The following is a 17,532-nucleotide window of genomic DNA, read 5'->3' as shown; positions in this document are numbered from 1 at the left end:
CAGTAACCACAAGAGAGTCTTGGGGGTCGTATGCGCGTTCCGGCCCCCCTGTCAGGAGGCGCACGCCATGCCCGTCACCCTGCTGAACCCCGAGGGCCTGCCCGAGATCGACGTCTACCACCAGACGGCGGTCGCGTCGGGAACGAGGCTGATCTTCGTCGCCGGCCAGGTCTCCTGGGACGCCGAGGGCACGACCGTCGACGCGGGCGACCTCGCCGCGCAGGTCGAACAGTGCTACCTCAACGTCGCCACCGCCGTCGCCGGGGCCGGCGGGTCGTTCGACGACGTGGCGAAGCTGACCGTCCACGTCGTGGACTGGACCCCCGACAAGATGCCCGCGCTCCTGGACGGGATCTCCCGGGCGAAGGCGAAACTGGGCACGACGGCGACCCCACCGGCGACCCTGCTGGGCGTGGCGGCCCTGTCCGTCCCGGACCACCTGGTCGAGGTCGAAGCCACCGCGATCCTCCCGTAAGGGACGCGCGACGTACTGAGAGCAACTGAGAAACGTCGTTGAAACCCCACTTCTCAGTTGTGCTCAGTTGAGCAAGGGCAGGATGCGACAACGCGATCTTCGGCGTCGCGGTGCTGCCCTCGGATGGGGGATCGGCGCGCGTATGCCTGTCTGATCTGCCAAGTCCAAGTGGATGGGGAGGCGGGCCGGCAGGTCGAATCCCCGTCCCCTGGCGGGGCCGGCGACGGCGGCTGACAGTAGTGTCTGAGGCATGCCTGACGTGATCACGGTCCACCCCGCGCAACCCGGCGACGGGGACGTCCTCGGCGAGATCCACGCCCTGTCCTGGGGCGTCTCGCACGGCCCGTTGTGTGCGCCGAAGGTCGCCGCGGCCGGGATCGAGGAGCGGCGCGGCAAGTGGCACGGCATCCTGGCCGAGGGCGGGGATCCGATCCTGCTGGCGCGCCTGAACGAGCGGCCCGGGGCCTTCGCCCGGTTCGGGGCCTCCACTTCCCGTCCCGGCTCCGCGGAGATTTATACCTTCTTCGCCCATCCGGACGTCTGGGGCAGCGGCATCGCCGGCGTTCTGCTGACGGCCGTCCTGGACGCGGCACGCGACGCCGGGTACGACGACGTGCACCTGTGGACGCTCCGGGACTCGGCCCAGGCCCGCCGCTTCTACGCCAAGAACGGCTTCACCGAGACCGGCAGGACCCACGACCACGAGTTCGAGGAGGGGCCTGCGCTGGCTTTGATCGAGCTGGAGCGAGCCTTGCCGGGGCGAGCCGAACTGCCTTGATCCGCGGGGCCCCTTGGAGCCGAGTGCTGCGGCTCTGAAGATCGCAGTGGTTGGAGGACGCTCCCGTTGCCCGGCCAGTGATCTTTGGGGCGGCTGGTGGAGGAGGAGTAGGTCCGCTGCCAGGTCGGACGGTAGGGGCATGGCCGGCACATCGGCAGAGGACACGTCGCTGCGCGCCTGGTCCGGGATGGGCTCCCGCTGCCCACCCGGTAACCAGGTGCCGGGCGGGGGCCAGAGAAAGGCCCCCGGTCAGCGAGCGAGCCGGCGGGCCACCGTGACCGCCGCGGCCACACCCCCCACAGCCACCATCACCGCCCGCCGGTGCTGGGAGAGCCACACCTGCGGGCTGTGGCCGTGGGAGCGCCGGTCGAACGTGCCGTGCGCCCCGTAGTCCTTGTCCTCGTCGGCCGGCTCCCAGAGGTTCGACACCCCGCTCGGCTGCTTCTCGTCCGTCTGCTGGGACTGGATGCCGGTCCTGGCCAGGTACCGGTCCACCAGGGCGGGGGCGACGCGCTGGGCCATGAGGGTGGCCGCGGTGCTGGCGCCCACCCAGTATTCCTTGCGTCCGGGGTGCTCGGCGGCGTACACGATGGCGCGCGCCGCGACCTCCGGCTGGTAGATCGGGGGTACGGGCTGGGGGTGCCGCCGCAGCTTGGACAGGACCCACTCGAACTGAGGGGTGTTGACCGCGGGGAGCTGGACCAGCGTGACGTCGACGCCGCTCCGGTCGGCCAGGAGCTCGGTGCGCAGCGACTCGGTGAAGCCCTTGATGGCGTGCTTGGCCCCGCAGTACGCCGACTGGAGGGGGATGCCGCGATGGCTCAGGGCCGAGCCGACCTGGACGATGGTCCCGGCGTTGCGGGGGCCCATGAGGTCGAGGGCGACCTTGGTTCCCCACACATAACCGAGATACGTCACCGAAGTGGTACGAGCGTACTCATCCGGCGAAATATCGGTGAACTTGGCGAAGACTGAGGAAAAGGCGGTGTTGATCCAGGTCGAGATCGGTCCCATCTCCGCCTCGACGCGCTCCGCCGCCGCCTTCACCTGCTCGTAGTCGGCCACGTCCGCCTCGTAGACCTTCGCGTCCCCGCCCGCGGTTCCCACGTCCACGGCGGCCGCGCCCAGGCCCGCCGTGCCGCGGGCGATCAGGGCCACCCGAGCGCCGCGAGCGCCCAGCTCGCGTACCACCGCCCGCCCGACCCCGCCGCTCGCGCCCGTCACCACTACCACGCGTCCTCGAAGGGATGCCATGTCGGTTGTCAGCCTGCCTCTCCCGTGTTTCGGTCCTTCTGCCGCCGGATCGCCAGGGCGATGTCGACGATCGTGATGATGAACAGCACGATCGCGATCCCTGCCATCACAGGCGCGCCTGCTATGAGTCCCAGCACCGTGAACGCGAAGAGGAACACCAGGATGAACGATCCCACCCTGATGTGCACCACGTCGCGCGGTGTGGCGGGCACCATGGGGTGGCCCTTCCGGTCACCCTCTTCGTGCCATCTACCGTCATCCGTGTTCTCAGGCATGCCGCTCACCTGCCCGTCCTGTTTGTTGCCTAACGTGCTGGGTAGCCGCCCTGCGTGCCCGAGCTACATCCCAGTGACCAGAGTGAGCCGGGGATCGTCCGGCGCCGTCGGGGGCGCGGGTTCAGCTACGAAGGACCGGACGGGCGGCCGGTGCGCGACAAGGCGACGCTGGAGCGCATCAGGTCGCTCGTCATCCCCCCGGCGTGGAAGGACGTCTGGATCTGTCCCTCCCCGTACGGCCACCTCCAGGCCGTCGGCGTGGACGCGGCCGGACGCCGGCAGTACCGCTACCACGACCTCTGGCGCGAGCAGCAGGACAAGGCGAAGTTCGACCACGTGCTGGAGGTGGCCGAGCGCCTGCCCGCCTTCCGCAAGGCCGTGGACGACCGCCTCAAGGGCCGCGGCCTGACCCGGGACCGGGTGCTGGCCGCCGCCGCCCGCCTGCTGGACGTCGGCTTCTTCAGGATCGGCGGCGAGAGCTACGACACCTACGGTCTGGCCACCCTGCGGATGGACCACGTGACCTGCAGCAACGGCGTCGTGACCTGCGCCTACCAGGCTAAGGGGGACATCTCCCGCGAGGTCGTGGTGGCCGACCCCGGAGCCTGCACGGTGCTGCGTTCGCTCAAGGCGCTCGGCGCGGAGGGCGAACTGCTCCGGTACCGCCGTCCGGAGGGCGGCTGGGGCGACGTCAAGAGCGAGGACATCAACGACTACCTGCGCGAACTGCTCGGCTGCGAGGTCAGCGCCAAGGACTTCCGCACCTGGCACGCGACCGTCCTGGCCGCTGTGGGCCTGGCGGTCTCCAAGCACGCGCGGGGGAACGGCACCGCCAGGAAGCGGGCGGTGACCCGGGTGATGCGGGAGGTGGCCGAGTATCTGGGCAACACGCCGACCGTGGCGCGGGCGTCGTACGTGGACCCGCGGGTGGTGGAGGCGTACGACCAGGACAGGACGATCGCCGGGGCCCTCACCGAGCTCGGAGCGGACGCCGATTACGGGCAGCTCGCCACCCACGGGACGGTGGAACGGGCCGTTATAGACCTTATTCGCGCCGTTTGAGCCGTTAATCCCCGGGCATGCGGCGACAATAGAAGGAGGCAAGCGATGGAAGCTCCGCAGTACGTCGCGGCCCGCGTCCAACAGGCGCTGGCCGAGGACGGACGCACGAACGAGCTGGGCATCCGGGTCGACGTCCGCGGCGACCAGTTGTTCCTGCGTGGTCAGGTGAGCGGAGCCGAGCAGCGCGACAGGCTCGGCCAGGTGGCGCGGGAGATCGCGCCCCAGCTGCACCTGCACAACGAGATACGCGTGGTCGACGTCTCGGTGCTGGGGGAGGATGAGCATCTTGACTGACCTGCGAATAGCGGCGGTGGGCGACATCCACCTGGGCGAGGACGTCAGAGGCCAGTACCGGCGCAGGCTTGAGGGCATCGAGGAACGTGCCGACGTGTTCATGGTCGCGGGAGACCTCACCCGGCACGGCACGCTGGAGGAGGGCCGGGTCGTGGCCGACGAGCTGCGCGGCCTGCCCATCCCCACCGTGGCGGTCCTGGGCAACCACGACTACCACTCCGACCTGCAGTACGAGATCGCCGCCGAGCTGCGCGACGCCGGCGTCATCGTGCTCGACGACGACGGCACGGTGATCCAGTGCGGTGACCGGAAGCTGGGCGTGGTCGGCGGCAAGGGGTTCGGCGGCGGGTTCGCCGGCAAGAGCGCCAGCGAGTTCGGCGAGCGCGAGATCAAGAACTTCATCTCCCACACGCGCTACATCGCCGAGGCGTGGAAGGTCGCGCTCAAGGAGCTCGTGGCCGACCAGCGCGTGGTGCTGTCCCACTACTCCCCGATCAAGGAGACGCTGGAGGGCGAGCCGCTGGAGATCTACCCCTTCCTCGGCAGCTACCTGCTGGCCGAGGCGGTGGACACGGCGGGCGCCGACCTCATCCTGCACGGGCACGCCCACAAGGGCACGGAGAAGGGCATGACCTCGGGCGGCATCCGGGTGCGCAACGTCGCCCTGCCCGTCCTCGGCAGGGCGTACGGCGTCTACTGCCTGGAGGAGCCGGGCAACGATTACGACGACTGACCCCGGACGACTGACCCCGCGGGAGGCGTCACAACACGCGTGCGGCGATCACGCACACGTCGTCGGTGGAGTCGTCGGCGCCGAGCCGCCGCAACAGACAGTCGATCATCTGCTCGGGATCGTCCCCCACGCACGAGCGCGAGGCCCGCAGGAGCGCGGCCATGCCGACGTCCAGGTCCTGCCCGCGCCGCTCCACGACGCCGTCGGTGTACAGGACCAGGGTGTCGCCGGGTTCGAGCTGGGTGACGGTCATGTCGTACTCGGCCGCGTCGAAGGCCCCCAGCAGCGTGCCGGTGACCCCGTCGATGGCCTGCCCGTGCCCGTCCCTGATGAGGACGGGCGCGGGGTGCCCGGCGTTGGTCCAGGCGAACGTGCGGCGCTCGGGGTCGAAGTGGCCGATGATCGCGGTTCCGGTGACGGTGACGTCCTCGTTGGAGTGCACGATGAGGTCGTTCAGCCAGGTGGCGAGCTGACCGGCGGGAGCGCCGGTGTACGCCAGGCCGGCCAGCCCCGAGCGCATCTGCAACATGATGCTGGCGGCGGTCAGGCCGTGGCCCATGGCGTCGCCGATGGCCAGCAGCACGCGGCCGTCGGTGATCAGCCGGGCCTTGAACCAGTCGCCGCCGAGCCTGGCCAGGTCCTCGCTCGGCAGGTAACGCACGCCGACGGCGAGCCCCGGCAGCTGGATGAGGCCCCGGCGGATCGGCAGGATCGTGTTCTGCAGCTGGACGGTGATCCGGTGCTCCTGCTCGGCCCGTTCCTTCTCCTTGGTCGCCTGCTCGTGCGCCACGGCCAGCGCGCGTTCCCTGCGGCGGTTCTTGGTGACGTCCTGGACCAGGCAGCGGACCTTGACCGGCACGCCGTCCCCGTCGAGGATCGGCTCGCTGTAGACGCACAGGTGGCGTACGCCGTGCCGGTGCTGGATGCGGAACTCGTTCTCCACGGCCTCGCGGAACTCCAGCAGCGTGCGGATCTGCTCGTCCATGACGGGGAGGTCCTCGGCGACCACCACGGCGGGCAGTTCCTCCAGGGGCATGGGGCCGTCGGCGCGGGCGCGGCCGAACATCTCGTACATCTGCGGCGTCCACAGGGTGCGCTCGGTCGCCAGGTTCCACTCGCCCCAGCCCAGCTCGGCCAGGCGCTGGGCGCGTTCCCAGCCGGAGACCAGCAGCTCCTCGTCGTCGAGGATGCGCCAGCTCACCAGCAGGCCCTCGTCCACGCGCGCGGCGCGCACGGCCAGGGTGGCCGGCCACAGCCGGTAGTCCATGGCCTCGACGAACTCCAGCGGCATGTGGTGCAGGGACTCGCCCGACTCGTACACGGCGATGTAGTCGTCCAGCAGGCCGGAACTGGCCACGCCGGGGCTGACCGACAGCAGGCGGCGCCCGGCCAGGTCGTCGGCCGTGCGCCCGGCGGGGGTCCTGGCGTGCGTGTTGGCGGCCAGGACGAGGAAGTCCACGACGCGGCCCGCGTCGTCGCGGACGGGGGTGAGGAAGAGGGCCGAGGCGTGCACGCCCGCCAGCATGCCGCGTACCCACTCGGGCACCTCGGGCCGTTCGAGCACCTGCTCGGACGGCCGTTCGATGCCCTTCGCGACCTCGGTCAGGTCAAGACCGCTGTGCTGGGCCATCCTGGCGAGTTGCTCGGCGGCCTCGCCTGGGCGGATGTTGAGCCGGGTGGCCAGGCGGGCCGTGGCCTCGTCGAGGATGGCCTGGGTACGCAGGTGGCGGCGGACGTGAACAAGTTGCTCACGGACCCGTGCCGAAGCCGCGTTCATCTCGTAGCGGCTGAACGACGGAAATCTGCTCACTCGCTCCCCATGCCCGATCATTCGGGATTGAGGGCTGGTGGTGCTGATATTTCGGCCAAATTAGGTGGACCGCTGGGCCGTTCTCGAGGTTCGGCCCAGCGGGTTGTCACGGACGGAGTGCGGGGCGGCGTGCGCCCTACACATTGAAGATGCTGACCCCGCCCGGGCCCACGAGGAAGCCGAGGACGATGAGCACGATCCCCCAGAGGAGGTCGCGACGGGCCAGAATCACGTAGATCCCGGAGATGACGAGGATTACGGCGATGATCCAAAGCAAAGTAGCCATGTGACTGCAACTGCCCCCACGCGCGACTCAGTAACATGTTTTCCTCCGCCGTAACGGGCAGGTGGTGATTCATGACGACATTCGGCTATTTCTTGTCGTGTGAGGAACACGGGCCCAAAGAACTGGTACGTCAGGCCAAAGCCGCCGAACGCGCCGGTTTCGAGGCTCTGTGGATCTCCGACCACTTCCACCCCTGGCTGGACGAGCAGGGCCAGGCGCCCTTCGTCTGGTCCGTGATCGGCGCGCTGGCCGAGGCGACCTCCCTGCCCATCACCACCGCCGTCACCTGCCCCCTCATCCGTACGCACCCGGTCGTCGTCGCCCAGGCCGCCGCCACCACCGGGGCGCTCACCGGCGGACGTTTCCGGCTCGGCGTGGGCACCGGCGAGGCGCTGAACGAGCACGTCGTCGAGTCGCGCTGGCCCCCGCTCAGCGAACGCCTGGAGATGCTCGAAGAGGCGGTCGGGCTGATGCGCGAGTTGTTCACCGGCAGGCTGGTGACCCACCGGGGCGCCCACTACCGCGTGGACACGGCCCGGCTCTACACGCTTCCCGACGAGCCGGTGCCCATCCTGATGTCGGGGTTCGGGGAGAAGTCCACGACGCTGGCCGGCCGGCTGGCCGACGGCTACATCTCCACCGCGCCGGACGCCGAGTCGGTCACCACGTTCCGCGAGGCGGGCGGCGCGGGCAAACCGGCGCTCGGCGGCCTCAAGGCGTGCTACGCCGCCGACGAGGCCACCGCGCGCAAGACCGTCCACCGCCTGTGGCCCACGCAGGGGATCAAGGGGGAGGCGTCGCAGATCCTGCCGCTGCCGCGCCACTTCGAACAGCTCGCCGAGTCGGTCACCGAGGACGAGGCCGTGGGCGGCAGCCCGGTCGGCCCCGACCCCGAGGTCCACGCGCGGGCGCTCAAGGAGTACGTGGACGCGGGGTTCGACGAGGTCTACGTCAACCAGATCGGCACGGAGCAGGACGCGTTCTTCGACTTCTACGAACGCGAGGTGCTCCCCAGGGTGCGCTAGTCGGCCGACTTCATCAGCTTGGCGTACCCGAGCTGCAGCCAGTCGGAGATGGCCACCGCGGTCATCGTGGCGCCGACGAGCCTGGTCACCCTGGGGGCGAAGACCAGGCCGACGGCGTACGCGGTGGCCGCCCACTGGGCCAGGCAGAACGGGCAGGCCAGCAGCTCGCCCATCGGCCCGCGCGGCTCCTCCTGGACCTCCGACGGGCCGCCCTGGCCCTCGTACCTGGTGAAGGGCGCCCGCAGGGGGCTCATGACCGGGTCCTTGGCCAGGCGCCGGGAGACCTTGTGCGTGCAGGCCGCCATGAGCGCGAGGTCGAGAACGCCGACCCGCTCGGGCAGCTTCCGCTTGGTGAGCACCGCGGCCGCCGCCGCCCCGGCCACCCCCGCCCCGTACGTGGCGAGGATGCCCAGGTAGCCGCCCAGCGGACGATCATGCCCGTTGCCGTAGGCCCGTTCCGTCTTCTCCAGCATCTCGGTCATAGGGTGTGGCGCTACCCTCAACCCCTGCCTCTACGCGCCGTCCCCGGGGCTGTCTCTTGGGCTGTTCCCGACGTCTACATGACGATCGTGAGGGTAGCCCGGAACCATGAGCAGCCATGGTCATGCGGTCACTGACGCCATCCTTGACACGTTGAAGCGCGCCAGCTCCGGGCTGAAGGACGCCGGGGTGAAGTTCGCGCTGGCCGGCGGCTGCGCGGCCTACGCCAGAGGCGCCGCCCCCTCCTTGCACGACGTGGACTTCGTGCTCACCGAGCATGACGTGCCCGCCGCCCTTGAAGCCCTGCGCGGGCTCGGCTTCGAGACCGCCAAACCGCCGGAGGACTGGCTGGTCAAGGCGTACGACGAGGGCCGGCTGGTCGATCTGATCTTCCGGGTCTCCGACCACGAGATCACCGAGGAGCTGCTGGACCGGGCCGAGCCGTTGAAGGCGTCGGCGGTGATCGTGCCCGTGCTGGAGGCCACCGACCTGGTCATCTCGTGGCTGCTGCCGCTGTCGGAGCACGCCTGCGACTACGGCTCCCTGCTGGCCCAGGTGCGGGCGCTGCGCGAGCAGGTGGACTGGCCGCGGGTGGTGGCGGTGGTGGCCGACTCGCCGTACGCGACGACGTTCGTGACGCTGCTGGAGCGGCTGGGCGTGCTGAGCGAGCCGGTGGTGGCCAGCGGCGAGAGCCGGTGGCCCTGACCCGACGGCCCTGACCCGGCAGCCCTGAGGAGGGCGGCCCGGAACGGGCGGAGGGCCGCGCCCCGATCGGACGCGGCCCTCCCTCTAGGGCAGACTGCGAGGGTCACCCGCCGTAGCGGCCGTAGTAGTCACCCAGCCGCGTGCGGTACTCGGTCTCCTTGTAGCTGCCCTCGTCGAACTCGGGCGCGTCCTTGATCTCGGCCTTGGTGCGCGCGACGTGCACGTTGCGCTCCTGAGGGTCGATGCGCGTGACGACCTGCGCCGGCAGCATGACCTTCTTGCCGAAGATCCAGGGACCGGTGTCGACGATGATGTAGCTCTCGCCGACCTCGTACGTCGCCTCGTCGACGGACCCGATCTTCCCGTCGGTCGCCTGGACGTGGTACCCCACGAGATCCAGACTCTGACCGCGGTCATAGACGTCAGGACGATAGTTCCAGAGCTCCATCGGGCTCTCTTCCTCTCTTCTTCCGTCTTTTCTCGGGCAAGACTTCCGCTACCCGGACAGACTCCGGTAAACCCCCAACAAAGCGTCGGTGGCGGCCGCTACGATCCGCGTCACGCACTGGAAAGGGGGCCGCATGACCGTCGGCGAGGCGCAGGAGTGGGCCCCTCCGGGCGTCGACGTCACGCGTCCCAGCGTGGCCCGCGTGCACGACTGCCTGCTCGGCGGCGTGGAGAACTTCTCCGTCGACCGCTCGGTGGCGCGCCGGCTCAAGGACGCCGTGCCCGAGGTGGTCGACCTCGTCTGGTGCAACCGGGCCTTCATCGGCCGGATCGTCGACTTCCTCGTCCGCGAGGCGGGCATCAGGCAGATCATCGACCTCGGCGCCGGGCTGCCGACCATCGAGAACACGCACGAGGTCGCCCAGTTCGCCGACCCCCGTACCAGGGTCGTCTACGTGGACATCGACCCCATGGTCGAGCCGCACGCCCGCGCCATCCTGAGCGGCAACCCCCACGCCACCGCGATCACCGCCGACGCCCGCGACGTCGACGCCGTGCTCGGCCACCCCGAGCTGGGCCGCCTGATCGACCTCGACCAGCCCACGGCCCTGCTGGCCATCGGGCTGCTGCACCTGTTCCCCGACGCCGACGACCCCCACGGCCTGGTCCGGCGGTACGTCGCCGAACTCGCCCCCGGCAGCCACCTGGCCGTCTCCAACATGCTCGCCTCCGGCAACCCCAAGGCCAAGGCCCTGGAGGCGCTGCTCCAGGCCACCATGGGCACCGGCCACTTCCGCGAGCGCGCGGCGATCGAGGCGTACTTCGACGGTCTCGTGCTGGTCGAGCCCGGGGTGGTGCACTTCCCCGAATGGCACCCCGACGAGCGGCTGCCCGGCCCGCTGGCCCCCTGGGAAGAGCTGCTGCTGGGCGGCGTGGCCCGCAAGCCATGAAACCCGGGAGCCTTCGCGGCGGACGGACGGCTAGGGTGGCGCCCATGCCGCGTCGATTCCTCGTCTGCTCCCCGCCGCCGGCCCTCTAGCGGGCGGCGGCGTTTCAGGATTCTCCGGGTCTGACCGATCCGGGGGTGGTTGCTGCCCGCATACGGGCCCATTCCCACCACTCCATCCGGAGAACTCCTGTCATGACCCCTGTCTCCGCCCGCCGTGGCGCCGTCTACGTCTCCGTGGCCGCCACGGCCTGGGGCACCGGCGGCGCCGCCGGCGCGCTGCTGTTCGAGTCGGGCCACCTCGGCCCGGTCGGCGTCTCGCTCTGGCGCTACCTGCTCGGCGCCGCCTTCCTGCTCACGCTCACCCGCCGCGCGGCGCGTCCGAGCCGGCTCACCTGGCACGTCCTGCCGGTCGGGGCCGGCATGGCCGTCTACCAGACCGCGTACTTCGCGGCCATCGCCGGGTCCGGCGTCGCGGTCGCGACCGTCGTGACCATGGGCGCCACGCCGATCATCACCGCCCTCGGCGGGCGGCTGCTGCTGCGCGAGCCGCTCGGCCCGGTCGCCCGCGCCTCGCTGGCCGCCGCGCCGGTCGGGCTCGTCCTGCTCACCTGGGAGTCCGTCGTCCAGACCCGCTCTCTGTCCGGCATCGGGTACGCCCTGCTGTCGGCCGCCGGGTACGCCGGCGTGACGCTCTTCTCCCGGCATCACAGGGCGGCCGACCCGCAGGGCACCGCGGTCGGCGGGTTCGCGGTCGGGGCGGTCTGCCTGGCGCCCTTCGCCCTGCCGGCGGGCGTGCTGCCCGAGCTGACCGTGTCGTCGGTGGCGCTGCTGGTCTACTTGGGCGCGGTGCCCACCGCCCTGGCCTACGGCCTGTTCTTCCGGGCGCTCACCGCGTTGCCGGCCACCACGGTCTCGATCATCTCGCTGGGCGAGGCGGCCGGGGCGGCGCTGATCGGCGTCCTGCTGTTCGGCGAGCGGCTGACCCCGCTCGCCTGGGGCGGGTGCGCGCTCCTGCTCGTCGCGGTCGCCGTTCTCGCGCTGAAAGCGGAAACGGAGATGTGAGGCCCAGGGCCCGTGATGAGTTAAGGTCCGGTACGGCGACGCTTGCCGTATCGTCGCTCCGTTCTCTCATTTCGGCATAACGGAACGGCGCCGGCGAAACGTGCGTTGGAGGAACTGTGGCCTCGATAAAGGGAATATTCAGAAACCTCCTGGATCGTCCAGGCGGCGTGAACCTGAGCCCCTATCTGAAGATCGTCAAGGCGGCCGAAGAGCGCGCCGGCCGCGTCGGGAAGCTCGACGAGCTGCCGACGCCGGCCATGGACGATCTGGCCGAGTTCTGCGCGGTCGTGCGCGAGGCCGCCGACCGCACGCTCGGGCTGCGGCCGTACGACGTGCAGTTGCTGGGCACGCTCGCCCTGCTCGACGGCAAGGTGGCCGAGATGGCGACCGGCGAGGGCAAGACCCTGTCGGGCGCCATGGCCGCCGCCGGCTACGCGTTGCAGGGCAAGCGCGTCCACGTGATGTCCGTCAACGACTACCTGGCCAGGCGCGACGCCGAGTGGATGGGCCCGCTCTACGAGGCGCTCGGCGTCAGCGTGGGCTGGATCGACCAGAACTCCACCCCGGAGGAGCGCCGGGCCGCCTACGCCAAGGACGTCACGTACGGGCCGGTCAGCGAGATCGGCTTCGACGTGCTGCGCGACCGGCTGCGCACCGACCCGGCCGAGATCGTCGTGCCCGCGCCCGAGGTGGCGCTGATCGACGAGGCCGACTCCGTGCTGGTCGACGAGGCCAGGGTGCCGCTGGTGATGGCCGGCGCGGCCGACCCCGGCAGCGCGGTGCCGGAGATGGCGGCGCTGGTGCGCACGCTCGTCCGCGGCTACCACTACGAGATCGACGAGCAGGCGCGCAACGTCTACCTCACCCCCAAGGGCGCCGACAGCGTCGAGAACATCCTCGGCGTCGAGCTCTACGACGAGCACGAGCCCGGCACCCTCATCGAGCTCAACCTCGCCCTGCACGCCCACGCGCTGCTCGCCCGCGACGTCGACTACATCGTGCGCGACGGCAGGGTGCAGCTGATCAACCCCTCGCGCGGCCGGGTCGCGCTGCTGCAGCGCTGGCCCGACGGCCTCCAGGCGGCCGTGGAGGCCAAGGAGGCGCTGCCGCCGAGCGAGAAGGGCGAGATCCTCGACTCGATCACCGTCCAGGGGCTGATCCGCCGCTACCCGCAGATCTGCGGCATGACGGGCACCGCCGTCGCGGTCAACGAGCAGCTCGGCGAGTTCTACGGCCTCAAGGTCGCGGTCATCCCGTCCAACCGGCCGTGCGTGCGGCAGGACGAGCCCGACCGCATCTACCCGACCGTCCCCGACAAGGACGCCGCGCTGGTCGAGGAGATCCAGGAGGTGCACGAGACGGGCCGGCCGATCCTCATCGGCACCCTCGACGTGGCCGAGTCGGAGAACCTCGCCAAGCTCCTGCAGCGCCGCGGCATGGAACCGGTCGTCCTCAACGCCAAGAACGACGCCGAAGAGGCCGTGATCATCTCCAGGGCGGGCGAGCGTGGCGCGATCACCGTCTCCACCCAGATGGCCGGTCGCGGCACCGACATCCGGCTCGGCGAGGGCGTGGCCGAGCTCGGCGGCCTCTACGTGATCGGCTCCGGCCGCCACGCCAGCAGCCGCCTCGACGACCAGCTCCGCGGCCGGGCCGGCCGCCAGGGCGACCCGGGTGGCTCGGTCTTCTTCGTCAGCATGACCGACGACCTGATCACCCAGTTCGTCCCCGACGAGCGGCCGCCCGCCGCCGACCCCGACGGCCTGGTGCGCCACCGGCGCGGCGCGTACATCGTGGGCCACGCCCAGCGGGTGGCCGAGGGCGTCAACCTGGAGATCCACCGCAACACCTGGCGCTACACCCGCCTGCTCGAACACCAGCGTGAGCTGATCCTCGAATGGCGCGACAAGGTCCTCCACGGCGACGCCGCCGCCAAGGCGCTGGCCGAGGCCGACCCCGAGCGCTGGGCCGAGCTGCCCGAGGACACCAGGGACGAGACGGCCCGCCAGATCGTCCTGCACGCCATCGACACCTGCTGGACCGAGCACCTGGCCTTCCTCAACGACCTGCGCGAGGGCATCCACCTGCGCGCGCTGGGCCGGATGAGCCCGGTCGACGAGTTCCAGCGGGAGGCCGTGGCCGAGTACAAGGCGCTGCAGGCCGAGGTCGAACGCCGCTCGCTGGAGTCGTTCGAGGCCCCCGAGCCCGACCTCAAGCGCCCGTCGGCCACCTGGACATACCTGGTGCAGGACAACCCGTTCGGCACGGAATGGGACCGGATCCTCAAGCGGGTGACCGCCGCCACGCGCCGCGGCTGAACATGCCGGGCGTACCTGACAGAAGATGACAGGTACGCCTGCGAGCATGGACGCATGACGACGAAAGCCAAGCTCATCGCCTTCACCATCGACTGCGACGACCCCCGGAAGCTGGCCGCCTTCTACCACGAGGTGACCGGCTTCGAGATCCAGTACTCGGAGGAGGAGTACGCGGCGATCGGCGACGGCTCCACGAGCATCTACTTCGGCCGCGTCCCCGGTTACAAGCCGGGCGAGTGGCCCAGCGCCGACAAGAAGTTCCATCTCGACTTCCGCGTCCCCGACCTGGACAAGGCGGTCGAGGAGTACACCGCGCTCGGGGCGGTCAAGCCGGAGTTCCAGCCGGGCGTCACCGAGGAGGGCACGCGCTGGATCGTGCTGCAGGACCCGGAGGGCCACCTGTTCTGCGTGGTTCCCGAGCAATCGTAGGGGCCGCGACGCCCCTGCGGGGGCTCAAGGATCAGCCACAAGTTCGTGCAGGTGGCGGCCCCAATTGGGCGAATTATCAGCCTAAAGAATGATGGTAGTGCTCCGCTCGGCTCTTAAGCTGGAGCAATGCTCCTGCACGGACCCCTGCCCCTGCGTGGGCGCCGATGACCTGGATCGGGCTGCTCATCGCGCTGGCCGGAGCGCTGGGATACGCGCTCGGCGCCGCCCTCCAACAGTACGAGGCCGTGGCCGCGGGCGCCTCGCTCAAGCTGGTCCGGCGCCCCCGCTGGTGGATCGGCGGCGTCATCGGCTTCACCGGGGCGTGCCTGCACGCCGTGGCGCTCAGCTTCGCGCCGCTGGTGGCCGTGCAGCCGATCAGCGTGGCCACCCTGGTGTTCGCGGTGCCGCTGGCCGCCTTCATGTACGGGCGCAGGCCGTACCGGGCGGAGATCCTCGGCTCGATCGCCGTGGCCGTGGGCCTGCTCTGGCTCATGCTGCTGGTGCCGCAGCACAACGTCACGCCCCGGCTGAGCAGCGGCGCCGCGCTCGCCTTCCTGGGCGTCATCGCGGCGATCGCGCTGGTCTCGCAGGTGCTCGCGCGGCGCTTCCACGGGCCCGCGCGGGCGCTGCTGCTCTCGGTGGGCGCCGGGGTGGTGACGGCGAGCGTCTCGACGTTCGTCCGGGTGGTCGGCGGCGGGCTGGAGGGCGACTGGGGACGGCTGATCCACTGGTTCACGCTGGCCGTGCCGGTGCTGCTGGTCTGCGCGGTGGTGCTGCTCCAGCGCTCGTACGCGGTCGGCTACTTCGGCATCGCCTACGCCGGCGTCCAGGTCATCGACCCGATCACGTCGGTGCTGGCGGGGGCGATCCTGCTCGGCGAACCGCTGCCTGCCAGCCCGTCCACGGCCATCCCCGCCCTGCTGGCCGGGGCGCTGACCATCGGCGGCACGATCACCCTCGGCCGCCTCACCCCCGACCACTCCAAGCCGGCCCCGGCCCCAGCGCCCGTCCCCCCGGTGCTCACCTCGGCGACCGTGGCCGCCGAGGCTGCCGCCGAGGCTGCCTCCGAGGGCGCGGTCACCGGTCGGCGGCCCGCGTCCGGTCAGTGACCGCCTCCACCGGCGGACGCCAGGCCAGCACGTCGTCCATCGAACGCAGCATCAGCTCCGGGCTGAGCCGGCCCGCCACGGTCACCGCGAGGTCGCGCAGCCGTACCGCGAGCGGGTTGCGCAGCTTGGTGACCCGGCAGATCGTCATCGACTGCCGCACGACCCCCGACGTGCGCGCCAGCCGCGTGGCGGTGTAGGCGGCCAGGTCGCCCTCCGCCACGTGCGCGAGCACCACGGCGTCCTCCAGCGCCTGGCAGGCGCCCTGGCCCAGGTTCGGGGTCATCGGATGGGCCGCGTCGCCCACCAGCGCCACCTTGCCCCGGTGCAGGGCGGGCAGCGGCGTCTTCAGGTAGTGGACGTCGTTGCGGATGATCCGGGCCGGGTCGGCGGCCCGCAGCAGCGCCGGGATCGGCTCGTGCCAGCCGCCGAACCTGCGCAGCAGCTCCTCCCGCTCGTCCCCGTGGGCGGCGCCGGCGGGTGACAGGTCGGTGGCGTACAGGTAGACCAGGTCGTCGGTGAGCTGATGGACGCCGAACACCAGCCCCCTGCCCCAGCTCTCCGACCGGGGGATCTCCAGCCCGTTCCGCGGGACGAGCGCCCGCCACGCCGTCACCCCCGAGTACACCGGCCCCGGATGGCCGGGGAAGAGCGCCCGCCGGGTCGCCGAGCGGATGCCGTCGGCGCCCACGACCAGGTCGGCCTCGATCTCGCCCGCGTCCGTGCGGACGATCCCGCGCTCGGCGTCCACGCCCGTCACGGTGACGCCCAGCCGCAGGACGCCCGGTTCCAGGGCGTCGGCGAGCACGTCCATGAGGGTCGCCCGCAGCATGACGACCACCGAGTCCCCGTACCGGGCGTCGGCGTGATCGGTGGTGGTACGCGTCAGCCAGCGGCCGTCCGCCCGCCGCACGCCGAGCGGTCCCTCCACCGTGGACAGCTCGCGCACCCGGTCGCCCAACCCCAGCGTGTCGAGCGCCTTGAGCGCGTTGGCGGCGACCGCCAGCCCCGACCCGACGGGCTCGACGGCGGCCGCCCGCTCCAGGACGCTCACCTCCCACCCCTTGCGGCGCAGGGCCACGCCGCAGGCCAGCCCTCCGATGCCGCCACCGATCACCACAGCCTTGGGCATGACGCCTCCTTGGTTACTACGTCTGTAGTGTCAGCGTACTACGCCTGTAGTTCGCTCGCACTACCCCTGTAGTATTCGGTCCGTGAAACGAGCTGACGCCGTCGCCGACACGGCCATCACCCTGCTGGCCGAGCGGGGCATGCGCGGCCTCACCCACCGCGCCGTGGACGAGGCGGCCGGGCTGCCGCCCGGGTCCACGTCCAACCTGGCCCGCACCCGCGCCGCCCTGCTGGAGCTGACCCTGTCCCGGCTCACCGAGCTGGAGATGAAGGCCATGGCGATCGCCTACGAGCCGGTGCCGCTCACCCTCGACGACCTGCCCGCCCGGCTGGCCGAGGCGGTGCGCGTGCAGCTCGACGACCGCAGGCGCACCCTGGCCCGCTACGAGCTGGCCCTGGAGGCCACCAGGCGTCCCGAGCTGCGCGAGATCTACAACCGGGCGGGCCGCCGCTTCCGCGACCCGGCGCCCGCCATGCTGGCCGCCCTGGGGTCGAAGGACCCGGTGCGCCACGCCCGCCAGCTCGTGGCCTTCGGGGAGGGGCTGATGTTCGACGCGATCGCCGGCGCGGGCTCCGTGCCCTCCGTGGAGGAGCTCACCCTCGCGCTGCGCGACCTGCTGACCGGCATGCTGCGTGACGAGGGCGCCGGCGGATAGGACCGCCGGCGCCCGTGTCGGCCATGCGTGGCCTCGGGCGGCCTACTCCTCGCCGCCCGCGTCCTCGCCGTCCCTCGCGTGTTTGCCGCGAGGCTCCCGGTGGCCGTCGGCCGCGCCGGACCCGGCCTCCGGCGACTCGTCCTTGGGGGGTGCCTCATGCCTGCCCATACGGGGGGAACTCTCCTTCTCTTCGACCAACAGCTCACGGTGACCGTATGACTACGGTTACGCGCCCGGCAAGGGGGTTGGTTCAAGAT

The 17,532-nt window shown here is 71.1% G+C and carries 21 protein-coding genes; 13 read left to right on the top strand and 8 right to left on the bottom strand.

From position 1 onward, the window contains the following. Positions 1-67 precede the first annotated feature (67 nt). Both ACIBQ6_RS07980 and ACIBQ6_RS07975 read left to right on the top strand, forming a co-directional pair. Positions 68-475, top strand: a complete 408-nt coding sequence (locus ACIBQ6_RS07980; RefSeq protein WP_397210696.1) for a RidA family protein — start codon at positions 68-70, stop codon at positions 473-475. Between the two features lie 250 nt (positions 476-725). Next, entirely contained in the window at positions 726-1,253 is a 528-nt protein-coding gene (locus ACIBQ6_RS07975; protein ID WP_387670874.1) for a GNAT family N-acetyltransferase, read from the top strand. Positions 1,254-1,502: 249 nt separating this feature from the next. Here ACIBQ6_RS07975 and ACIBQ6_RS07970 read toward each other — a convergent pair whose 3' ends face one another. Both ACIBQ6_RS07970 and ACIBQ6_RS07965 read right to left on the bottom strand, forming a co-directional pair. After that, positions 1,503-2,507 (bottom strand): SDR family oxidoreductase, encoded by a 1,005-nt coding sequence (locus ACIBQ6_RS07970; protein WP_397210695.1) that lies wholly within the window; start codon positions 2,505-2,507, stop codon positions 1,503-1,505. Between the two features lie 8 nt (positions 2,508-2,515). Next, positions 2,516-2,782, bottom strand: a complete 267-nt coding sequence (locus ACIBQ6_RS07965) for a hypothetical protein (RefSeq protein ID WP_352319527.1) — start codon at positions 2,780-2,782, stop codon at positions 2,516-2,518. 54 nt (positions 2,783-2,836) lie between these two features. Between ACIBQ6_RS07965 and ACIBQ6_RS07960 the strand changes: the two genes are divergently transcribed. From ACIBQ6_RS07960 to ACIBQ6_RS07950, 3 genes are read left to right on the top strand one after another with little or no spacing between them, the layout of a single operon-like run. Then, a complete protein-coding gene (locus ACIBQ6_RS07960) occupies positions 2,837-3,844 on the top strand; it encodes a DNA topoisomerase IB (RefSeq protein WP_358288305.1) in 1,008 nt (335 codons plus the stop codon). Positions 3,845-3,889: 45 nt separating this feature from the next. After that, a complete protein-coding gene (locus ACIBQ6_RS07955) occupies positions 3,890-4,138 on the top strand; it encodes a BON domain-containing protein (RefSeq protein WP_352352068.1) in 249 nt (82 codons plus the stop codon). After that, on the top strand, positions 4,131-4,871 hold the full coding sequence (locus ACIBQ6_RS07950) for a metallophosphoesterase (RefSeq protein ID WP_358288302.1): 741 nt from the start codon (positions 4,131-4,133) through the stop codon (positions 4,869-4,871). The genes ACIBQ6_RS07955 and ACIBQ6_RS07950 overlap by 8 nt, the downstream gene beginning before the upstream one ends. Before the next feature lie 28 nt (positions 4,872-4,899). On the opposite strand, the gene ACIBQ6_RS07945 is transcribed toward ACIBQ6_RS07950, so the two are convergent. Both ACIBQ6_RS07945 and ACIBQ6_RS07940 read right to left on the bottom strand, forming a co-directional pair. Continuing rightward, positions 4,900-6,681, bottom strand: a complete 1,782-nt coding sequence (locus ACIBQ6_RS07945; protein WP_397210694.1) for a PP2C family protein-serine/threonine phosphatase — start codon at positions 6,679-6,681, stop codon at positions 4,900-4,902. 136 nt (positions 6,682-6,817) lie between these two features. Beyond that, entirely contained in the window at positions 6,818-6,967 is a 150-nt protein-coding gene (locus ACIBQ6_RS07940) for a GPGG-motif small membrane protein (RefSeq protein WP_165959640.1), read from the bottom strand. Positions 6,968-7,038: 71 nt separating this feature from the next. Here ACIBQ6_RS07940 and ACIBQ6_RS07935 point away from each other — a divergent pair, with 71 nt between their 5' ends. Then, positions 7,039-7,992 carry a TIGR03557 family F420-dependent LLM class oxidoreductase gene (locus tag ACIBQ6_RS07935; protein WP_397210693.1) on the top strand — a complete coding sequence of 318 codons (954 nt, stop codon included), beginning with the start codon at positions 7,039-7,041 and terminating at the stop codon, positions 7,990-7,992. On the opposite strand, the gene ACIBQ6_RS07930 is transcribed toward ACIBQ6_RS07935, so the two are convergent. Next, positions 7,989-8,474: a DUF1360 domain-containing protein gene (locus ACIBQ6_RS07930; RefSeq protein WP_358288293.1), complete on the bottom strand. Its 486-nt coding sequence runs from the start codon at positions 8,472-8,474 to the stop codon at positions 7,989-7,991. The two genes, ACIBQ6_RS07935 and ACIBQ6_RS07930, sit on opposite strands and share 4 nt — an antisense overlap. A 151-nt stretch (positions 8,475-8,625) precedes the next feature. Here ACIBQ6_RS07930 and ACIBQ6_RS07925 point away from each other — a divergent pair, with 151 nt between their 5' ends. Beyond that, entirely contained in the window at positions 8,626-9,177 is a 552-nt protein-coding gene (locus ACIBQ6_RS07925; RefSeq protein ID WP_352319540.1) for a nucleotidyltransferase, read from the top strand. 103 nt (positions 9,178-9,280) lie between these two features. Here ACIBQ6_RS07925 and ACIBQ6_RS07920 read toward each other — a convergent pair whose 3' ends face one another. Then, on the bottom strand, positions 9,281-9,568 hold the full coding sequence (locus ACIBQ6_RS07920; RefSeq protein WP_364330124.1) for a PRC-barrel domain containing protein: 288 nt from the start codon (positions 9,566-9,568) through the stop codon (positions 9,281-9,283). A gap of 190 nt (positions 9,569-9,758) precedes the next feature. Here ACIBQ6_RS07920 and ACIBQ6_RS07915 point away from each other — a divergent pair, with 190 nt between their 5' ends. The 5 genes from ACIBQ6_RS07915 (at position 9,759) to ACIBQ6_RS07895 (ending at position 15,491) form a co-directional block, all read left to right on the top strand. Next, complete coding sequence (locus tag ACIBQ6_RS07915) at positions 9,759-10,574, top strand: SAM-dependent methyltransferase (protein WP_397210692.1); 816 nt, start codon at positions 9,759-9,761, stop codon at positions 10,572-10,574. Between the two features lie 191 nt (positions 10,575-10,765). Then, positions 10,766-11,635, top strand: a complete 870-nt coding sequence (locus ACIBQ6_RS07910; RefSeq protein ID WP_397210691.1) for a DMT family transporter — start codon at positions 10,766-10,768, stop codon at positions 11,633-11,635. A gap of 167 nt (positions 11,636-11,802) precedes the next feature. Further along, the gene (gene secA2, locus ACIBQ6_RS07905) at positions 11,803-13,953 is read left to right on the top strand and encodes an accessory Sec system translocase SecA2 (RefSeq protein WP_397210690.1); all 2,151 of its coding nucleotides are present in this window, start codon (positions 11,803-11,805) and stop codon (positions 13,951-13,953) included. Between the two features lie 54 nt (positions 13,954-14,007). After that, positions 14,008-14,382, top strand: a complete 375-nt coding sequence (locus ACIBQ6_RS07900) for a VOC family protein (protein WP_397210689.1) — start codon at positions 14,008-14,010, stop codon at positions 14,380-14,382. Between the two features lie 164 nt (positions 14,383-14,546). Beyond that, on the top strand, positions 14,547-15,491 hold the full coding sequence (locus ACIBQ6_RS07895) for a DMT family transporter (protein WP_397210688.1): 945 nt from the start codon (positions 14,547-14,549) through the stop codon (positions 15,489-15,491). Here ACIBQ6_RS07895 and ACIBQ6_RS07890 read toward each other — a convergent pair. Then, on the bottom strand, positions 15,460-16,620 hold the full coding sequence (locus ACIBQ6_RS07890) for an FAD-dependent monooxygenase (RefSeq protein WP_397210687.1): 1,161 nt from the start codon (positions 16,618-16,620) through the stop codon (positions 15,460-15,462). The genes ACIBQ6_RS07895 and ACIBQ6_RS07890 overlap by 32 nt on opposite strands. An 82-nt stretch (positions 16,621-16,702) precedes the next feature. Here ACIBQ6_RS07890 and ACIBQ6_RS07885 point away from each other — a divergent pair, with 82 nt between their 5' ends. Next, positions 16,703-17,275, top strand: coding sequence for a TetR family transcriptional regulator C-terminal domain-containing protein (locus ACIBQ6_RS07885; protein WP_358288274.1), 573 nt, complete (start codon positions 16,703-16,705; stop codon positions 17,273-17,275). Between the two features lie 42 nt (positions 17,276-17,317). Here the strand turns inward: ACIBQ6_RS07885 and ACIBQ6_RS07880 are convergent, their stop codons facing one another. Next, on the bottom strand, positions 17,318-17,443 hold the full coding sequence (locus ACIBQ6_RS07880) for a hypothetical protein (protein WP_358288272.1): 126 nt from the start codon (positions 17,441-17,443) through the stop codon (positions 17,318-17,320). Positions 17,444-17,532: the final 89 nt, after the last annotated feature.

It is taken from the genome of Nonomuraea sp. NPDC049655, from assembly GCF_044465465.1.
Taxonomy (GTDB): domain Bacteria; phylum Actinomycetota; class Actinomycetes; order Streptosporangiales; family Streptosporangiaceae; genus Nonomuraea.
The sequence above is the reverse complement of the archived record's forward strand: the minus strand, read 5'-3'. Positions and strand labels throughout refer to the sequence as shown.

Coding starts and splice junctions, on each gene's coding strand:
- ACIBQ6_RS07980 (WP_397210696.1), top strand. CDS start 68: ATGCCCGTCACCCTGCTGAACCCCGAGGGCCTGCCCGAGATCGACGTC.
- ACIBQ6_RS07965 (WP_352319527.1), bottom strand. CDS start 2,782: ATGCCTGAGAACACGGATGACGGTAGATGGCACGAAGAGGGTGACCGG.
- ACIBQ6_RS07935 (WP_397210693.1), top strand. CDS start 7,039: ATGACGACATTCGGCTATTTCTTGTCGTGTGAGGAACACGGGCCCAAA.
- ACIBQ6_RS07915 (WP_397210692.1), top strand. CDS start 9,759: ATGACCGTCGGCGAGGCGCAGGAGTGGGCCCCTCCGGGCGTCGACGTC.
- ACIBQ6_RS07930 (WP_358288293.1), bottom strand. CDS start 8,474: ATGACCGAGATGCTGGAGAAGACGGAACGGGCCTACGGCAACGGGCAT.
- ACIBQ6_RS07890 (WP_397210687.1), bottom strand. CDS start 16,620: ATGCCCAAGGCTGTGGTGATCGGTGGCGGCATCGGAGGGCTGGCCTGC.
- ACIBQ6_RS07880 (WP_358288272.1), bottom strand. CDS start 17,443: ATGGGCAGGCATGAGGCACCCCCCAAGGACGAGTCGCCGGAGGCCGGG.
- ACIBQ6_RS07940 (WP_165959640.1), bottom strand. CDS start 6,967: ATGGCTACTTTGCTTTGGATCATCGCCGTAATCCTCGTCATCTCCGGG.
- ACIBQ6_RS07955 (WP_352352068.1), top strand. CDS start 3,890: ATGGAAGCTCCGCAGTACGTCGCGGCCCGCGTCCAACAGGCGCTGGCC.
- ACIBQ6_RS07975 (WP_387670874.1), top strand. CDS start 726: ATGCCTGACGTGATCACGGTCCACCCCGCGCAACCCGGCGACGGGGAC.
- ACIBQ6_RS07895 (WP_397210688.1), top strand. CDS start 14,547: ATGACCTGGATCGGGCTGCTCATCGCGCTGGCCGGAGCGCTGGGATAC.
- ACIBQ6_RS07910 (WP_397210691.1), top strand. CDS start 10,766: ATGACCCCTGTCTCCGCCCGCCGTGGCGCCGTCTACGTCTCCGTGGCC.
- ACIBQ6_RS07970 (WP_397210695.1), bottom strand. CDS start 2,507: ATGGCATCCCTTCGAGGACGCGTGGTAGTGGTGACGGGCGCGAGCGGC.
- ACIBQ6_RS07900 (WP_397210689.1), top strand. CDS start 14,008: ATGACGACGAAAGCCAAGCTCATCGCCTTCACCATCGACTGCGACGAC.